Genomic DNA, 14724 nt, shown 5'->3' on the forward strand with positions numbered 1-14724 from the left:
GTTTTTTGCCTGTTTTCCCATTTTTTGATCGCCCATGCCCCGTTTTCACTGCCCTCTTCCGCTGCGCACCGGCGATACGCTTGAGTTGCCCGCGGGTGCCGCGCGCCATGTGCAGGTGCTGCGCCTGCAGCCCGGCGACAGCATCACCCTGTTTGAAGGCCAGGCCGGCGACGGCTTCACGGGCGGAGAATTCGACGCCACCGTGCTGCGCATGGGCCGCAGCGACGTGGAGGTACAGGTCGGTGCGCACCGCGCGCTCGAGCGCGAGACCGCGCGCGAAGTGCATCTGCTGGCCGGCATCACGGCCAACGAGCGCATGGACTGGCTGGTCGAGAAAGCCACCGAGCTCGGCGCCACCAGCATCACGCCGCTGCTTGCCGAGCGCAGCGTGCTCAAGCTCAAGGGCGAGCGCGGCGACAAGAAACGCGCCCATTGGCAGGCCGTGGCCGTCGCTGCCAGCGAGCAATGCGGGCGCAACCGGGTGCTGGTGATTCACCCGGCCACCGACCTAGCGGGCTGGCTGAAAGACACCTCCACCGTGGACGCGCCAGCGCGCCTGCTGCTGTCGCTGGGCGAAGGCACGCAGCCGCTGCGGGCCGCGGCCGAGCAGCATGCGCCGGCGAACAAATCCGTGGTCTTCCTGTCAGGCCCCGAAGGCGGCCTGAGCCCCCAGGAAGAAGCACTGGCGCGCGCCAACGGCTTTGCGCCCGTCACCCTGGGCGCGCGCGTGCTGCGCGCCGAAACCGCGCCCCTGGCGGCGCTGGCGACGTTGACTTTGGATTGAAGCTGGGGCGTTCACACTTCGACAGGCTCAGTGCGAACGGTTCTCGCGCTCTTCTAAACCCGTCGACGAACCATGAACGGCCTGCCCCGACGCAATCTACGCTGACTACCCCGCCGCGGGAAGGCTCGCAATCACCTGCGCCACCGCCGCGGTGATCTTCTTGGCATACGGTACATGCAGGAACTCGTTGGGTCCATGCGCATTGCTCTTGGGGCCCAGCACGCCGCAGACCATCATCTGCGCCTTGGGAAAGCCCTGGCTCAGCATGTTCATCAGCGGAATCGTTCCGCCCTGGCCCACATAGCCGCAGGCCGCGCCGAAATGCGCCTGGCTCGCGCTTTGCAGTGCCTGCTCGAACCAGGGGTCCATGGCCGGAGCGTTCCAGCCGCTGGCCGAGCTCAGGCCTTGCCAGGTCACCTTGGCCTTGTAGGGCGCGTTGTCCTCGAGCAAGGCCTTCATTTCCTGCACGCAGGACGCAGCGTCGACCAGCGGCGGCAGGCGCAGGCTCAGCTTGAACGCGGTGTAGGGGCGCAGCACATTGCCCGCGTTCTGCAACGTGGGAAAACCTTCGGCGCCGGTCACGCTGAGCGTGGGCTCCCAGGTGCGCTTGAGCAGCGACTCGACGGGATCGGACGTGGTCGGCAGCGCGAAGGTGGTTGCACCGCCGCAGTCGTAATGCGCCCAGGGGAAGCGCTTGGTGACTTCCTCGCCCAGGATGGCCGCCGTGGCGCGCGCCTGGGCCAGCCGGTCGGCAGGCACTTCGCAGTGGAAGCTCGCGGGCAGCAGCCGGCCCGTGGCGCTGTCTTCGAGGCGGTCGAGCACCTGGCGCATGATGCGAAACGACGACGGCACGGCGCCCGAGGCATCGCCCGAGTGGATGCCCTCGGTCAGAATCTCGACCTTGAGCGTGCCCGTGGCCATGCCGCGCAGGCTGGTCGTGAGCCACAGCTGGTCGTAGTTGCCCGCGCCGCTGTCCAGGCAGATCACCAGCGCAACTTCGCCCATGCGCGCCCGCAGCGCGTCCACATAGGGCAGCAGGTCGCGCGAGCCGCTTTCCTCGCAGGTCTCGATCAGCCCGCAGATGCGCGGATGCGCCACGTTCTGGCGCTTGAGCTCCTGCACCGCGGCGATGCTGGCGTAGACCGCATAGCCGTCGTCGGCGCCGCCGCGGCCATAGAGCTTGCCGTCCTCATACTTGGGCGTCCACGGGCCCAGATCGCTGCGCCAGCCTTCGAATTCGGGCTGCTTGTCGAGGTGGCCGTACATCAGCACCGTGCCCTGGCCCTGCGACTGCGCCTGGGTCGCCGCGACTTCGAAGAACAGCACGGGCGTGCGGCCCGGCAGGCGCACGATCTCGAGCGTCAGGCCCGCGACCTTCTGCGCCTCGACCCAGACGGCCGCATTGCGCAGCACGGTGTCCAGATAGCCCTGCTGCTCCCAGTCGGGCGCGAACATCGGCGACTTCGCGGGAATCGCGATGTACTCGGACAGCTGCCCGACGATGTCGCGGTCCCACTGGGCGCTGACGCGCTCCAGTGCGAGGGCCGGATCGAGGGCGGTGGCGGGGATGCGTGCATTCATGGCTAAAGCTCCTTCGTCGATGCCACGGAGGGCCGCGGCGATCTTCTATTGTCCTGCAGACTGCGGCTCAAGGCTGGCGCTGCATTGCACTGATGGCGGCGCGGCCAATTGCCGGGTCATCGGTGAACACGCCGTCGATGCCGGTGCGCAGAAAGGCGTCCATGTCGGCGCGCGCATCGCCGCGCTGGGCGGCGTTGGCGGCCGGCGCGCTCTTGAGCTGGGCCGGCAGGAAGGCGTTTTCGGGACGCAGCGTCCAGACATGCACCACCAGGCCTGCGGCATGTGCGTGCTGCACGAACGACGTCGGCTGACCATGGCCGCCATCGACCACGGGAATCACCATGGTCTTGCTCGGACCCACGCCCTGGGCATAGGTCGCGATCTCGGCCAGGCCCGCGGGCGTGGCCATCTTGGCGTAAGTGGTGCGCGGCTGACCCGCGCGCGCCTGGTCGAACGGGCTGCCGTTGGGCGTCAGCAGCTGCACCAGGCGCACGGGCGTGAGCACATGCAGCGCGCGCAGGTTGTCGACTTCGAACGACTGGATGAACACCGGCGCATCGGCGCGGTTCAAATCATGCCTGGCCAGCACTTCGAGCAGCGGCTTTTCCAGCGGCTGGCCTATGGACTGAAAGTAGCTCGGGTGCTTGGTCTCGATGTACAGGCCTATGGTGCGCCCCGTGCGTGCGCTTTGCGTGCGCGCCAGCGCAATCATTTCTTCCAGCGTGGGCACTTCGAACTGGCCATCGTAGGCCGCGCTGGCCGGGCGCAGCTGGGGAATGCGTTCGCGCGCGCGCAGCGTCTTGAGTTCGGCCAGCGTGAAGTCTTCCACGAACCAGCCGGTGATGGCCTTGCCGTCTATGGTCTTGGTCGTGCGGCGCGCGGCAAACTCGGGCCGATCGGCGACATCGGTGGTCGCTTCCTGCAGCGAGCCATCGGTCTTGAGGATGGCGATCGCGTTCTCGTGGCGCGACACCAGCACGCCGTCGCGCGTGATCACCAGATCGGCTTCGATCAGGTCGGCGCCATCATCGATGGCCTTCTGATAGGCCGCCAGCGTGTGCTCGGGGCGCAGCGCCGACGCGCCGCGGTGGGCAATCAGCGCGGGCTGGGGCGGCCAGCTCGCCGCCGTCTGGGCCTGGGCAGCCCCCGCAAGCGCCAGCCACGCCAGCGCAAACACCGTTTTCTTGCTCGACCGCAGCAAATCCATGGATCACCTTTCGTCAGGGCGCGCGAGCACCATGCCTGCGCCGGCCCATGCTACAGGTTTGCGCTCAGCTGTGCTCCAGGCAGAACACGGCCGTGCCGGCGCGCAGATTGGGCAGAAAGCGCACCGTCTCGCCGCCCTGCAGACCGAAAGCGTCGCGCACCTGCAGCCGGTTCTTGTGTGCCAGCACTTCGAAGTCCTTGAACGTGCCGACGCGGATATTGGGCGTGTCGTACCACTGGTACGGCAGGCGGCGCGTGACCGGCATGCGCCCGCGCAGCACCGACAGACGGTTGGGCCAGTGCGCGAAGTTGGGGAAGGCGACTATGCCCAGGCGGCCTATGCGCGCGGTCTCGCGCAGCATGATCTCGGCATTGCGCAGATGCTGCAGCGTGTCGATCTGCAGCACCACGTCGAAGCTGTTGTCGCCGAACATCGCCAGACCGTCCTCGAGGTTGAGCTGCAGCACGTCGACGCCGCGGCGCACGCAGGCCAGCACGTTGGCGTCATCGAGCTCCACGCCGTAGCCGCTGCAGCCGCGCTCGCGCTGCAGATAGGACAGCAAGCCGCCGTCGCCACAGCCCAGATCCAGCACGCGCGCACCTTCGGGCACGAGGCGGGCAATCGCCTCCATGGTCGATTTTTCGGTCATGCGATCTCCTTTGCAATGCTTTCAAAATAAGAGCGCATGACGCCCAGATAGCGCGGGTCATCAAGCAGGAAGGCATCGTGACCATGGGGTGCGTCGATTTCGGCGTAGCTCACGCGGCGCTGGTTCTCGAGCAGCGACTTGACGATTTCGCGGCTGCGCGCGGGCGCGAAGCGCCAGTCGGTGGTGAAGCTCACCAGCAGGTACTTGGCCTGGCTGGCCGCGAGCGCCCGCGTGAGGTTGCCCGCATGGGCGCGCGCCGGGTCGAAGTAGTCGAGCGCGCGCGTGATCAGCAGGTAGGTGTTGGCGTCGAAATAGTCGCTGAACTTGTCGCCCTGGTAGCGCAGATAGCTTTCGATCTCGAACTCGATGTCCTGGGTGCTGTACTTGAGCTCCAGGCCGTCGCGCAGCTGGCGGCCGAACTTCTGGTTCATCACGTCGTCGCTGAGATACGTGATGTGGCCGATCATGCGCGCGATGCGCAGGCCGCGGCGCGGCACCACGCCGTGGTCGTAGAAATTGCCGCCGTGGAAGTCGGGGTCAGTCACGATGGCGCGGCGCGCGACTTCATTGAACGCGATGTTCTCGGCGTTGAGGTTGGGCGCGCTGGCGACCACCACCGCGTGCGCCAGGCGCTCGGGGTAGCGCAGCGACCAGCACAGCGCCTGCATGCCGCCCAGGCTGCCGCCGAGCACGGCCGCGAGCCGCGAAATCCCCAGCCGGTCGAGCAGCCGCGCCTGGGCATCGACCCAGTCCTCCACGGTGACCACGGGAAAATCGGCGCCATAGACGCGGCCGGTGTCGGGGTTCTCGTGCATGGGGCCGGTCGAGCCGAAGCACGAGCCGAGGTTGTTGACGCCGATCACGAAGAAGCGGTTGGTGTCGACCGGCTTGCCCGGGCCTATCATGTTGTCCCACCAGCCTTCGCTCTTGGGCTGGTCGGCATAGACGCCGGCCACATGGTGCGAGGCATTGAGCGCATGGCACACCAGCACCGCGTTCGAGCGCTCGGCGTTGAGCTCGCCGTAGGTTTCGTAGGCGAGGTCGTAATGGTGTATCGAGGCGCCGCCCTGCAGGGGCAGGGCATCCTCGAAATGCATGGACGAAGGAGTGGCGATGAAGGACATGAAAAAACCCGGCATCGCTAAAAACGAGGCCGGGTCGAGATGTCGTCGGACGGGTCTTTAGCTGGATTTATAAAGCGCCCGCAAGCATTGGCAAATCGGCGCGTGAAGCGCCCATTATGCCAAAACGGCTACGCCTGGGGCCCACAAGGCGAGCAAGCCCAGCACCAGGAAAATTCCGGCCGACACCAGATGCACGATGCGCAGCGGCACCAGGCGCGTGATGCGCTCGCCCAGCCAGACCACGGGCGCGTTGGCGAGCATCATGCCCAGCGTCGTTCCCGCAACCACCCACAGGTAGGCGTTGTACTTGGCCGCGAGCACCACGGTGGCGATCTGCGTCTTGTCGCCCATTTCGGCGAGGAAGAACGCGATCAGCGTGGTGCCGAACACGCCCCAGCGAGAAACAGTGGCGGTCTCGTCTTCGTCGAGCTTGTCGGGAATCAGCATCCAGACCGCCATCGCGATGAAGCAGCCGCCCAGCACCCAGCGCAGCACCTGCGGGCCGATCAGCGTCGTGACCCAGGCGCCGACGGCGCCGGCCAGCGCATGGTTGGCGAGTGTGGCGGCGAGGATGCCGAGCACGATGGGCCAGGGCTTGCGAAAACGGGCGGCGAGAACCAGCGCCAGCAGCTGCGTCTTGTCGCCCATTTCGGCGATGGCAACGATGGCGGTAGAGACAAAAAAGGCTTCCATGGGGTTTTTCTAATCAACAGGCCGGACGACGCGAACGCATTGGCTGCGCACCGACTCCGGCCATGTGGATCGGCACCCAGCCAATGGTCTCGCCCAGTCTGAAATCCGCGGAACGGACCCAGCAACCGCATGCACCATAGGTTGTGAGAACCCAAGTTTGTTGATGCATGCCTTCGGTGCGTTGCACACCGAACGGGCTACTCCCCAATGACAGCGGCGATTGTAGACAAGACGGCTGTTTCGCGTGGAATTCCGGGTAAATACCGACCCAAAAAGTGTTGTAGCCACACCGAAATTTCAAATCAGAGCATTTTGTACGGGTATATATAGCTCATAATGTCCAAGCCTTTCCGCAAAGCAATGAGTAGTAGGCAGGTGCGTTTCGGTCTCTAAAGTTGTCAGGTAGTTGACTGCATAGGGCTCCATCGCGTTTTCAAGTGTTTTTTCAGGAGTCCTCCATGGGCAACAAACTTTACGTCGGCAACCTGCCGTACTCTTTCCGTGACGGCGATCTCGAGCAAGCTTTCAGCGAATTCGGCAATGTCAACAGCGCCAAGGTCATGATGGAACGTGACACCGGCCGTTCGAAGGGCTTCGGCTTCGTCGAAATGAGCAACGATGCTGAAGCACAAGCAGCAATCCAAGGCCTGCACGGCCAAAACCAAGGCGGCCGTGACCTCGTGGTCAACGAAGCCCGTCCTATGGAACCCCGCCCTCCCCGTAGCGGTGGCGGCTTCGGCGGCGGCGGCTTCGGCGGCGGCAATGGCGGTGGCGGCTTCGGCGGCGGCCGTAGCGGTGGCGGCGGTGGCGGCTTCGGCGGCGGCCGTGGCGGCTACTAAGCACTGACTCAGGGTTTTCATTAACCCAATGTCAAAAAAGGGCCTCTGGCCCTTTTTTTTCGTCTTTTTCATGCAAATACGTCTTTCGCCGGCTTTTTTTTTGTGTTTCTTTTCCCTCATAATTTGTGATCGGTGTCCCCGATATCAGTGCAGGTGATTTGCAATGCGTGCGCAGGTTTTCTTTCATGGATCGCTGGCAACATGTGAGCACCACAGCAATTGTGTTACTTGAGGAGTTTGAGGAGTCTTTAATGGGCAACAAGCTGTATGTTGGCAATCTCCCTTATGGAGTGCGTGACAACGACCTTGAGCAGGCATTCAGCCAGTATGGTTCAGTGACGAATGCCAAGGTAATGATGGAGCGCGACACGGGTCGCTCCAAGGGGTTTGGGTTCGTGGAAATGGGCAGCGATTCTGAAGCGCAGGCAGCAATCCAGGGCATGAACGGACAAGCACTCGGCGGCCGCAGCATTGTCGTCAATGAAGCGCGCCCGATGGAGCCACGCCCACCGCGCAGCGGTGGCTATGGCGGCGGCGGTGGCGGCTATGGCGGTGGCGGCGGTGGTGGCTACGGCGGCGGTGGCGGCGGTGGTTATGGTGGCGGCCGCGAAGGCGGTGGCGGCTACGGCGGCGGTCGTGACGGTGGCGGCGGCTATGGCGGCGGTGGCCGTGATGGCGGCGGCTACGGCGGTGGTGGCGGCGGCCGTGACGGCGGCGGTTATGCCGGCGGCCGCAATGACGGCGGTTTCCGCAGCCCCTATGGCTCGGGTCCGCGCGGCGGCGGCGGCGGCGGACGTGGCGGCTACGGCAATAACAACGGCGAATAATCCGCACGCAAAACAAAAAGGCTTCACTTGAAGCCTTTTTTTACGTCTGAAGTATGTCGTTTGCGGTGGGTTGCGGGTATTCACCAGTGCAGGTCAAAATGCCGGCATCTGACAACCAGTGGCTGTAAGACAAAATCGTCAGATTCTCTTACTCTGCGGTTTTGTGCCGGTGTTTGGTTTGCCGACCTTGTAACAAACGGTCAAACACGGCATTGGGCAACAGGCGCAACAACTTGGCCACGATACCCATCTGCCAGGGAATCACTGCATAACTGGTTTGCCGCATGATGGCCCGATAAGCACGCGCGGCGAAGTCGTCGGCAGTGAGCAGAAACGGCATTCCATAACGGTTATCGCGCGTCAGCGGCGTGGCGACATAACCGGGCAGCAGGGTCACCACGCGCACGCCGCGCGCGCGCAGTTCGCCGCGCAGGCTCTCGCAATAGCTGACCACGGCGGCCTTGCTGGCGCAGTAGGCGCCGTGTCCGGGCAGGCCGCGGATCGCGGCCACGCTCGCCACGCCGACCAGCGTGCCCGAGCCCCGGGCCTGCATCGCGCGAATGAAGGGGTGAAATGTCGCCGCCATGCCCAGGTTGTTGGTCGCGAACAGCTTGGCCATCACGCCCAGGTCTTCGCGCTCGGCGGAATCTATGCCCCAGCTCACGCCCGCGTTCGCCACCACCACCTGCGGCAGGCCCTGGCGCGCGAGACACTGCATGCCGGCCTCGACAATGCTGGCTTCGACCGACACATCGGCGCCATAGACCGCATAGCGCGCGGGATCCAGCCCTGCCACCGTGGCCCAGTCGTGGATCGCCTGGGTATTGCGCGCCACGAGCGCCAGGTCATGGCCCTGGGCATAGAAGCGTCCCGCGAGGGCCTGGCCTATGCCGCTGGAAGCACCGGTGATGAAGACCAGGGAACGCGCGGGCGCGGTCATGTTCAGCGCCCGGCCGCGGCCGCGGGCTGCAGCACGCCGCGCACCCGACCTTCGAGCTGCAGCACCTGATCGATGTGGTCGTAATTGAGCTGGTTGGCCGTGAAGCGGTCGCTGCCACGCCACAGCACCACGGGCTTGTCGGAAAGCACGCGCTCCTCGTTGGTCCAGGCGTGCAGGAACTCGCCCTCGAAGCGCAGTTCGGGCGTGCGCTTGCCATCGGGCAGCTGCATGGCTTCGCGCGTCACGCGCGCATCGCCGAACAGCTGGACTTCGGAGCCGTCGCCGTTGCTCAGGCCGCGCAGCGCCGTGGCCCGGGTCTTGCGACCGTCGGGCCCGGTTGCCTGGATGCGCACGCCGTCGATCTCGAGCGTGTCGGTGTCGGGGTAATGGCGCGCCATCTGGCCCTGCAGCTGGCGCGTCATGCGGCCCGCGGCGTCGAAGTTCTGCACCGAGAAGTCCTTCATGAAATAGTCGGGCTCATGCACCGGCGCGCGCGCGGCCGCGGACGGCAGCGCGGACGGCGCGTTGCGCACCAGCCACCAGCTGGCCAGCGCCATCAGGCCCATCAGGATCACGGGCAGATAGATCGTGAAGCTTTCCCAGCCGCGACGCCATGGGGGGCGCATCATGCATAGCTTTCGAGCAGGCTGGCGTAACGGCCCGAGGCCACGAGCAGCAGATCGCAGAAGTCGCGCGCCGCGCCCTGGCCGCCCTGGCGCTGGCTCACGTAATCGGCCGCGGCCAGGGCTTCGGCATGGGCATTTGCGGGCGCGCAGGCGATGGCCGCGCGGCGCATCACGGGCAGATCGGGCCAGTCGTCGCCCATGGCCGCGGTCTGGCTCCAGTCGAGTCCCAGCGTCTGCAGGAACTCCTCGGCTGCAGGCTTCTTGTCCTCGGTGCCGAAACGCGCATGCACCACGCCCAGGTTCTTGAGCCGCAGGCGCAGCGGCGCGGAGTCGCGGCCCGTGATCACCACGGGCGTGATGCCGATCTTCTGCAGCAACTTGAGGCCATGGCCGTCGAGCGTGTTGAAGCGCTTGATGACTTCACCTTCCTGGGTGAAATACAGGCCGCCGTCGGTGAGCACGCCGTCGACATCGAAGAACACCACCCGCACCCCCTGGGCCTTGAGCAGCAACTGGGGCGCGAAATCGAGCGCCGGAGCGAGAGCGGAACTTTGCATCAGATCACCTTGGCGCGCATCAGATCGCGAATATGGACCACGCCGACGAGCTGGTCGGCGCCTTCGATCACCAGCACCGACGTGATGCCGTGCTGCTCCATGAGCCGCGCGGCATCGACGGCCAGCGCATCGGCCTGGATGGTATGGGGTTTGGCATGCATGACTTCGCCGGCCGTGGTGCTCAGCAGGTCGGCGCCCTGTTCTATGCGCCGACGCAGGTCGCCATCGGTGAACACGCCGCGCAGCTCGCCCTGGTCGCCGACGATGGCCGAAGCGCCCAGGCCCTTGGCGCTCATTTCGCGCATCAGCAGCAGGAAGGATGTATCGGCGGTCACGCGCGGCACGTCCTGGCCCGAGCGCATCACATCGCTCACATGGGTCAGCAGCTTGCGGCCCAGCGCGCCGCCCGGATGGGAGCGCGCGAAATCCTCGGCCTTGAAACCGCGCGCATCGAGCAGCGCCACCGCGAGCGCGTCGCCCATTGCGAGCTGGGCCGTGGTGCTGGCCGTGGGCGCGAGGTTCAATGGACAGGCTTCGCGTTCGACATAGGTGTCGAGCACCCAGTCGGAGTGGCGCGCCAGCGTGGAGGCGGAGTTGCCGGTCATGCCGACGACGGGCACGCCCTGGCGGCGCAGCGCGGGCAGCAGCGCCGCGATCTCATCGCTCTCGCCGCTGTTGGACAGCGCCAGCACCAGGTCTTTTTCCGTGACCATGCCCAGGTCGCCATGGCTGGCTTCGCCCGGATGCACAAAGAACGACGGCGTGCCGGTCGAGGCCAGCGTCGCGGCGATCTTGCGGCCCACATGGCCGCTCTTGCCCATGCCCATGACCACCACCCGGCCATGGATGGCGAGCACGCGCTCGACAACCTCGGCAAACACGGGCGACAGACGGTCGGACAGGGCCAGAAGGGCCTGGGCCTCGATGCCCAGGGTGTCACGCGCGAGTTGCAGGGCCTGGGGGCCGTCAAAAGGACGCGTCGATGCTGCTGCAGATTTCATGCGTGGATTTTAGGGCCTGGACCCAATTCCGCTGGTCACGACAGGTCGGCCGCGGCAGCGCGGCGCACGGGCTGTATAAACTCCTGCAGCCGCCGGACCACGCCCGGCCTTGTACAGAATATTTCCGCCATGCTCCACACCACCATCAACGATTACCTCCGGCAATACATCCGCACGGTGCCCGACTGGCCCGCGCCGGGCGTGCAGTTCCGCGACATCACGCCGCTGCTGCAGGACCCGAAAGTCTTCCGCGTGCTGATCGACGCGTTCGTGCACCGCTACATGGACCCGGCGCTGCGCCCCGATGTGGTTGCGGGCCTGGATGCGCGCGGTTTCATTCTGGGTGCCGTGGTCGCCTACGAACTCAACGTCGGCTTCGTGCCCATACGCAAGAAAGGCAAGCTGCCCTTCACCACCGTCGAGGAAACCTATGAGCTCGAATACGGCAGCGCCACCGTCGAGCTGCACGCCGATGCCGTCAAGCCCGGCGACCGCGTGCTGCTGATCGACGACCTGATTGCCACCGGCGGCACGATGATGGCCGGCAAGAAGCTGCTGGAGAAACTCGGCGCCCAGGTGATCGAAGGCGCAGCCATCGTCGACCTGCCCGAACTCGGCGGCTCGGACCGGTTGCGCGAAGGCGGGCTGTCGCTTTACACGCTGGTCGACTTCGCCGGGCATTGATCTTGCACCTGTGACACACTCACCGGCCGCATTGCGCGCCGGTTTTCTGCCCCCTCTCCTTCTTTTCCTCCCTGTCGACCCATGCCCCTGCCCCGTGACCATGCCAAACAAGCTGCGCCTCCAGGGCGCGTGTGGGCCGGCGGCGCGCGCGCCCTCGGCGCGCTGCTGGGCCTGGGACTCGCGGCCTTCGGCGCGATCGCGCTGTGGAGCCAGGCGCCGGGCGGCAGGTTTGCGGCCGCGGCGCTGGCCGGCCTGTGGGTGATCTGGGTCGGCGCGTCGTGCCTGCTGGCCAGCGCCGACCCGCGCTCCTGGCGCGCCTGGGGACTGCTGGCCGCGGGCTGCATGCTGCTGGGCCTGTGGTGGGTGTCGATAGCGCCGTCGAACGACCGCGTCTGGGCCGCCGATGTGGCGCGCACGCTGCGCGCCGAACGCCAGGGCTCGCTGGTGCTGCTGCACAACGTGCGCAATTTCGACTGGCGCAGCGACGACGACTTCACCGTGCGCTGGGAGACGCGGCGCTATGACCTCGATCGCCTGCGCTCGGTCGACATGGCGCTGTCGTACTGGATGGGACCGGCGATCGCGCACACGCTGGTGTCCTTCGGCTTCGACGACGGCCGCCAGCTGGTGTTCTCGGTCGAAGTGCGCAAGGAGCGCGGCGAGGAATACTCGGCGCTGGCCGGATTCTTCAAGCGCTATGAGCTCGCGCTGGTCGCCGCCGACGAGCGCGACATCCTGGGCGTGCGTGCCCGCGCACGCGATGAAGATGTCTATCTCTATCGCGTGCACATGTCCCAGACCGCGATGCGCGCGCTGTTCGAGCAATACCTCGACGAGTCGGACGCCCTGCGCGCGACGCCGCGCTTCTACCAGACGCTGACCGCGAACTGCACGACCATCGTCTACGCGATGATGGAGCGCATCGTTCCCGGCCTGCCGCTGGACCCACGCCTGCTGCTGTCGGGCTACCTGCCGTCCTATGTGCAGGAAGTCGGCGGCCTGACGCCGGGCTACTCTCTGCAGGAGCTGCAGGAAAAGGGGCGCATCACCGAGCGCGCACGCCGCCTCGGTCCCAACGCCGACTTTTCCGCCGCCATACGCCAAGGCCTGCCCGTGCAGGCGCGCTGAGGTCCACTTCCATGATTTTTCCCGCTGTGCGCGCCTGGCGCCTGGTTTGCTTGCTGGGTGCCGCCGCGCTGCTGGCAGGCTGCGCCGGAGTGCATGTCAGCTCCCTGCTGCCTTCGGACTACCTGTCGCAGCGGCGCTCCGACATTCTCACGGCAGGAACCCTCAGCGCCGCGACCCAGGAAACGCTGCGCGTCATCGGTCTGGAACGCAAGCGCTGCGAGGAGCTGCCCTCCCAGTGCCGCGACAGCATCGTCAGCACGCCCGCACTGACCGATGACCAGCGCCTGTCCGCGCTCGCAGAACTCTGGACCCAGGCCGCGCTGCAGGCCCAGCGCGCTGCGCCGGGCAGCCACGGCAGCGACGAAATCGACGCCTGGTTCGAAGCCGCGCGCCACGCCTATGCCTACCTGTTCTTTTCCTCGCGCAAGCCCAGCGAGCGCATGTTCGAAGACCGCCAGACCCAGGTGCGCGACTACTACAACCACGCCGTGGAGCAGGCCATCACGGGGCTGTTCCACCACAGCCAGCAACGCCGTCTCACGGCGCTCGAAGCGTCGGTGCTGCCCTGGAACGGCTGGAATCTGCACACCAATCTCAGCGGCATCTGGCTGCCGCAGGACGCGCAGATGCCGCGCGAACTCATTCCGGCCTCGTCGCTGACGTTTTCGGGCCTGCGCAACATCTACCGGCGCGACGGCTTCGGCGCGGAGCTGGTCGCAGTCTTCCCAACCGACGACCCGTTGCATAGGCGCGCATCCGACGAGCCGCTAGACCCCATGCCGCAGCGCGCATCCGAACAGCCGTTCCAGGAAGCGCCCTATCCCGCGCTCACGGCGCTGCTGCGCTTCGAAGGCACGACGCAGGCCGAAGTGCTGGCCACGCGCACCATCCATGTGCAGATGTACGACCCCTACCGCTTCGGCAAGGTGCTGCTCGCCGGGGAACAGGTGCCGCTGGCGGCCAATTTCACTTCGGGCTACGGCCTGTGGCTGGCGCGCTCGGGCTTCTCGGTGCAGGCGCTGCGCTCGCTGCTGGGCCTGGACAACGGCCTGCTGCGCCCGCAGATCTACCTGATGCAGCCCTATGACCCGGGCCGGCGCGTGGTGCTGATGCTGCACGGCCTGGCGAGCAGCCCCGAAGCCTGGATCAACGTCGCCAACGAGGTGCTGGGCGACGAGACGCTGCGCCAGAACTACCAGATATGGCAGGTCTACTACCCGACGAATGCGCCGCTGGCGCTCAACAACCGCGCGATCCGCGACGCGCTGCAGGCGACGTTCGCGCATTTCGATCCGCAGCGACTGTCCGCGGCGTCGCAGCACACCACGGTGATAGGCCACAGCATGGGCGGCGTGCTCGCGCGCCTGCTGGTGTCGTCCACGGGCGGGCAGATCTGGGACCGGCTGCTCGAAGACTATCAATTGCAGCCCGGCCAGCTGGCCGCGCTGCAGCAGCGCATGGCGCCCGTGCTCAACTTCGAGCCCCTGCCCTCGATCACCGACGCGATCTTCATTGCCGCGCCGCACCGCGGCACGGCGTTCGCCAACCACCGGCTCGCGCGCTGGGCCGCGAACCTGATCACGCTGCCCTTCTCCATGCTGGAACAGGTGGGCGACGTGACGCGTGCCCTGGCCCAGCTCAAGCCGCGTCCGGGCAAGCAGGGCCTGCTGCGCATTCCCAACAGCATAGACAACCTCAGCGACACCGACCCGTTCGTGCGCCTGGCGTCCAACCTGCCGCTGGCGCCGCAGCTGCGCTACCACTCGATCATCGGCGACGCCGAGCCCGCGCTGCCGCTGGCCGAATCGAGCGACGGCATCGTTCCCTATGTCAGTGCCCACCTGCCGGGCGCGGCCTCCGAGCTGGTGATCGAGTCGGGCCACAGCGTGCAGGAGCATCCGCAGGCGATCATCGAGATCCGGCGCATCCTGCATGAGCAGTTGCAGAGGACGGGGGCGAGCGCTGGGCGTTGAAGGGGTTTCGGTGGGCGACGCTTTTCCGAGGCCAGGCCGTCCATGGTTCGACAGGCTCACCACGAACGGTTTTACCGTTCGCCCTGAGCCTGCCTCGCCGGCCGCGTCGAA

General features: G+C 66.3%; 15 protein-coding genes and 1 riboswitch. Of the genes, 6 read left to right on the top strand and 9 right to left on the bottom strand.

Annotation, left to right across the window (positions count from 1 at the left end):
• Positions 1-34 precede the first annotated feature (34 nt).
• Positions 35-784: a 16S rRNA (uracil(1498)-N(3))-methyltransferase gene (locus ACSVDO_RS20845; protein WP_489594409.1), complete on the top strand. Its 750-nt coding sequence runs from the start codon at positions 35-37 to the stop codon at positions 782-784.
• 105 nt (positions 785-889) lie between these two features.
• On the opposite strand, the gene ACSVDO_RS20850 is transcribed toward ACSVDO_RS20845, so the two are convergent.
• The 5 genes from ACSVDO_RS20850 to ACSVDO_RS20870 all read right to left on the bottom strand — a co-directional run bounded on the left by ACSVDO_RS20850 (position 890) and on the right by ACSVDO_RS20870 (position 6038).
• Entirely contained in the window at positions 890-2365 is a 1476-nt protein-coding gene (locus ACSVDO_RS20850) for a M20 family metallopeptidase (RefSeq protein ID WP_489594411.1), read from the bottom strand.
• Positions 2366-2432: 67 nt separating this feature from the next.
• Positions 2433-3572: a glycerophosphodiester phosphodiesterase gene (locus ACSVDO_RS20855; RefSeq protein WP_332681882.1), complete on the bottom strand. Its 1140-nt coding sequence runs from the start codon at positions 3570-3572 to the stop codon at positions 2433-2435.
• 64 nt (positions 3573-3636) lie between these two features.
• Positions 3637-4221, bottom strand: a complete 585-nt coding sequence (metW, locus tag ACSVDO_RS20860) for a methionine biosynthesis protein MetW (RefSeq protein WP_332539038.1) — start codon at positions 4219-4221, stop codon at positions 3637-3639.
• Entirely contained in the window at positions 4218-5345 is a 1128-nt protein-coding gene (gene metX, locus ACSVDO_RS20865; RefSeq protein ID WP_332539037.1) for a homoserine O-succinyltransferase MetX, read from the bottom strand. Before metX ends, metW begins: the two co-directional genes overlap by 4 nt.
• Before the next feature lie 114 nt (positions 5346-5459).
• A complete protein-coding gene (locus ACSVDO_RS20870; protein ID WP_332539035.1) occupies positions 5460-6038 on the bottom strand; it encodes a TMEM165/GDT1 family protein in 579 nt (192 codons plus the stop codon).
• Between the two features lie 41 nt (positions 6039-6079).
• Positions 6080-6256: riboswitch (yybP-ykoY riboswitch) on the bottom strand.
• A gap of 240 nt (positions 6257-6496) precedes the next feature.
• Here ACSVDO_RS20870 and rbp (ACSVDO_RS20875) point away from each other — a divergent pair.
• Positions 6497-6877: an RNA-binding regulator gene (gene rbp, locus ACSVDO_RS20875; protein ID WP_332547545.1), complete on the top strand. Its 381-nt coding sequence runs from the start codon at positions 6497-6499 to the stop codon at positions 6875-6877.
• A gap of 251 nt (positions 6878-7128) precedes the next feature.
• A complete protein-coding gene (gene rbp, locus ACSVDO_RS20880; protein WP_489596456.1) occupies positions 7129-7704 on the top strand; it encodes an RNA-binding regulator in 576 nt (191 codons plus the stop codon).
• Between the two features lie 148 nt (positions 7705-7852).
• Here the strand turns inward: rbp (ACSVDO_RS20880) and ACSVDO_RS20885 are convergent, their stop codons facing one another.
• Genes ACSVDO_RS20885 through ACSVDO_RS20900 form a run of 4 tightly spaced genes read right to left on the bottom strand, consistent with a single transcriptional unit; the run spans position 7853 to position 10828 of the window.
• Positions 7853-8644 carry an SDR family oxidoreductase gene (locus ACSVDO_RS20885; RefSeq protein WP_332547546.1) on the bottom strand — a complete coding sequence of 264 codons (792 nt, stop codon included), beginning with the start codon at positions 8642-8644 and terminating at the stop codon, positions 7853-7855.
• 2 nt (positions 8645-8646) lie between these two features.
• Positions 8647-9270 carry an LPS export ABC transporter periplasmic protein LptC gene (gene lptC / locus ACSVDO_RS20890; protein ID WP_489596458.1) on the bottom strand — a complete coding sequence of 208 codons (624 nt, stop codon included), beginning with the start codon at positions 9268-9270 and terminating at the stop codon, positions 8647-8649.
• Positions 9270-9827: a KdsC family phosphatase gene (locus ACSVDO_RS20895; protein WP_489594415.1), complete on the bottom strand. Its 558-nt coding sequence runs from the start codon at positions 9825-9827 to the stop codon at positions 9270-9272. Before ACSVDO_RS20895 ends, lptC begins: the two co-directional genes overlap by 1 nt.
• Entirely contained in the window at positions 9827-10828 is a 1002-nt protein-coding gene (locus ACSVDO_RS20900) for a KpsF/GutQ family sugar-phosphate isomerase (RefSeq protein WP_332539030.1), read from the bottom strand. The genes ACSVDO_RS20895 and ACSVDO_RS20900 overlap by 1 nt, the downstream gene beginning before the upstream one ends.
• Positions 10829-10957: 129 nt before the next feature.
• On the opposite strand from ACSVDO_RS20900, the gene ACSVDO_RS20905 reads away from it, so the two are divergent.
• From ACSVDO_RS20905 to ACSVDO_RS20915, 3 genes are all read left to right on the top strand, one after another.
• Complete coding sequence (locus ACSVDO_RS20905) at positions 10958-11512, top strand: adenine phosphoribosyltransferase (RefSeq protein ID WP_213293504.1); 555 nt, start codon at positions 10958-10960, stop codon at positions 11510-11512.
• Between the two features lie 81 nt (positions 11513-11593).
• Entirely contained in the window at positions 11594-12640 is a 1047-nt protein-coding gene (locus tag ACSVDO_RS20910; protein WP_332539029.1) for an Lnb N-terminal periplasmic domain-containing protein, read from the top strand.
• Between the two features lie 11 nt (positions 12641-12651).
• Positions 12652-14613 (top strand): esterase/lipase family protein, encoded by a 1962-nt coding sequence (locus ACSVDO_RS20915; protein WP_489594418.1) that lies wholly within the window; start codon positions 12652-12654, stop codon positions 14611-14613.
• Positions 14614-14724: the final 111 nt, after the last annotated feature.

The organism is Comamonas sp. DB36 (assembly GCF_057914905.1).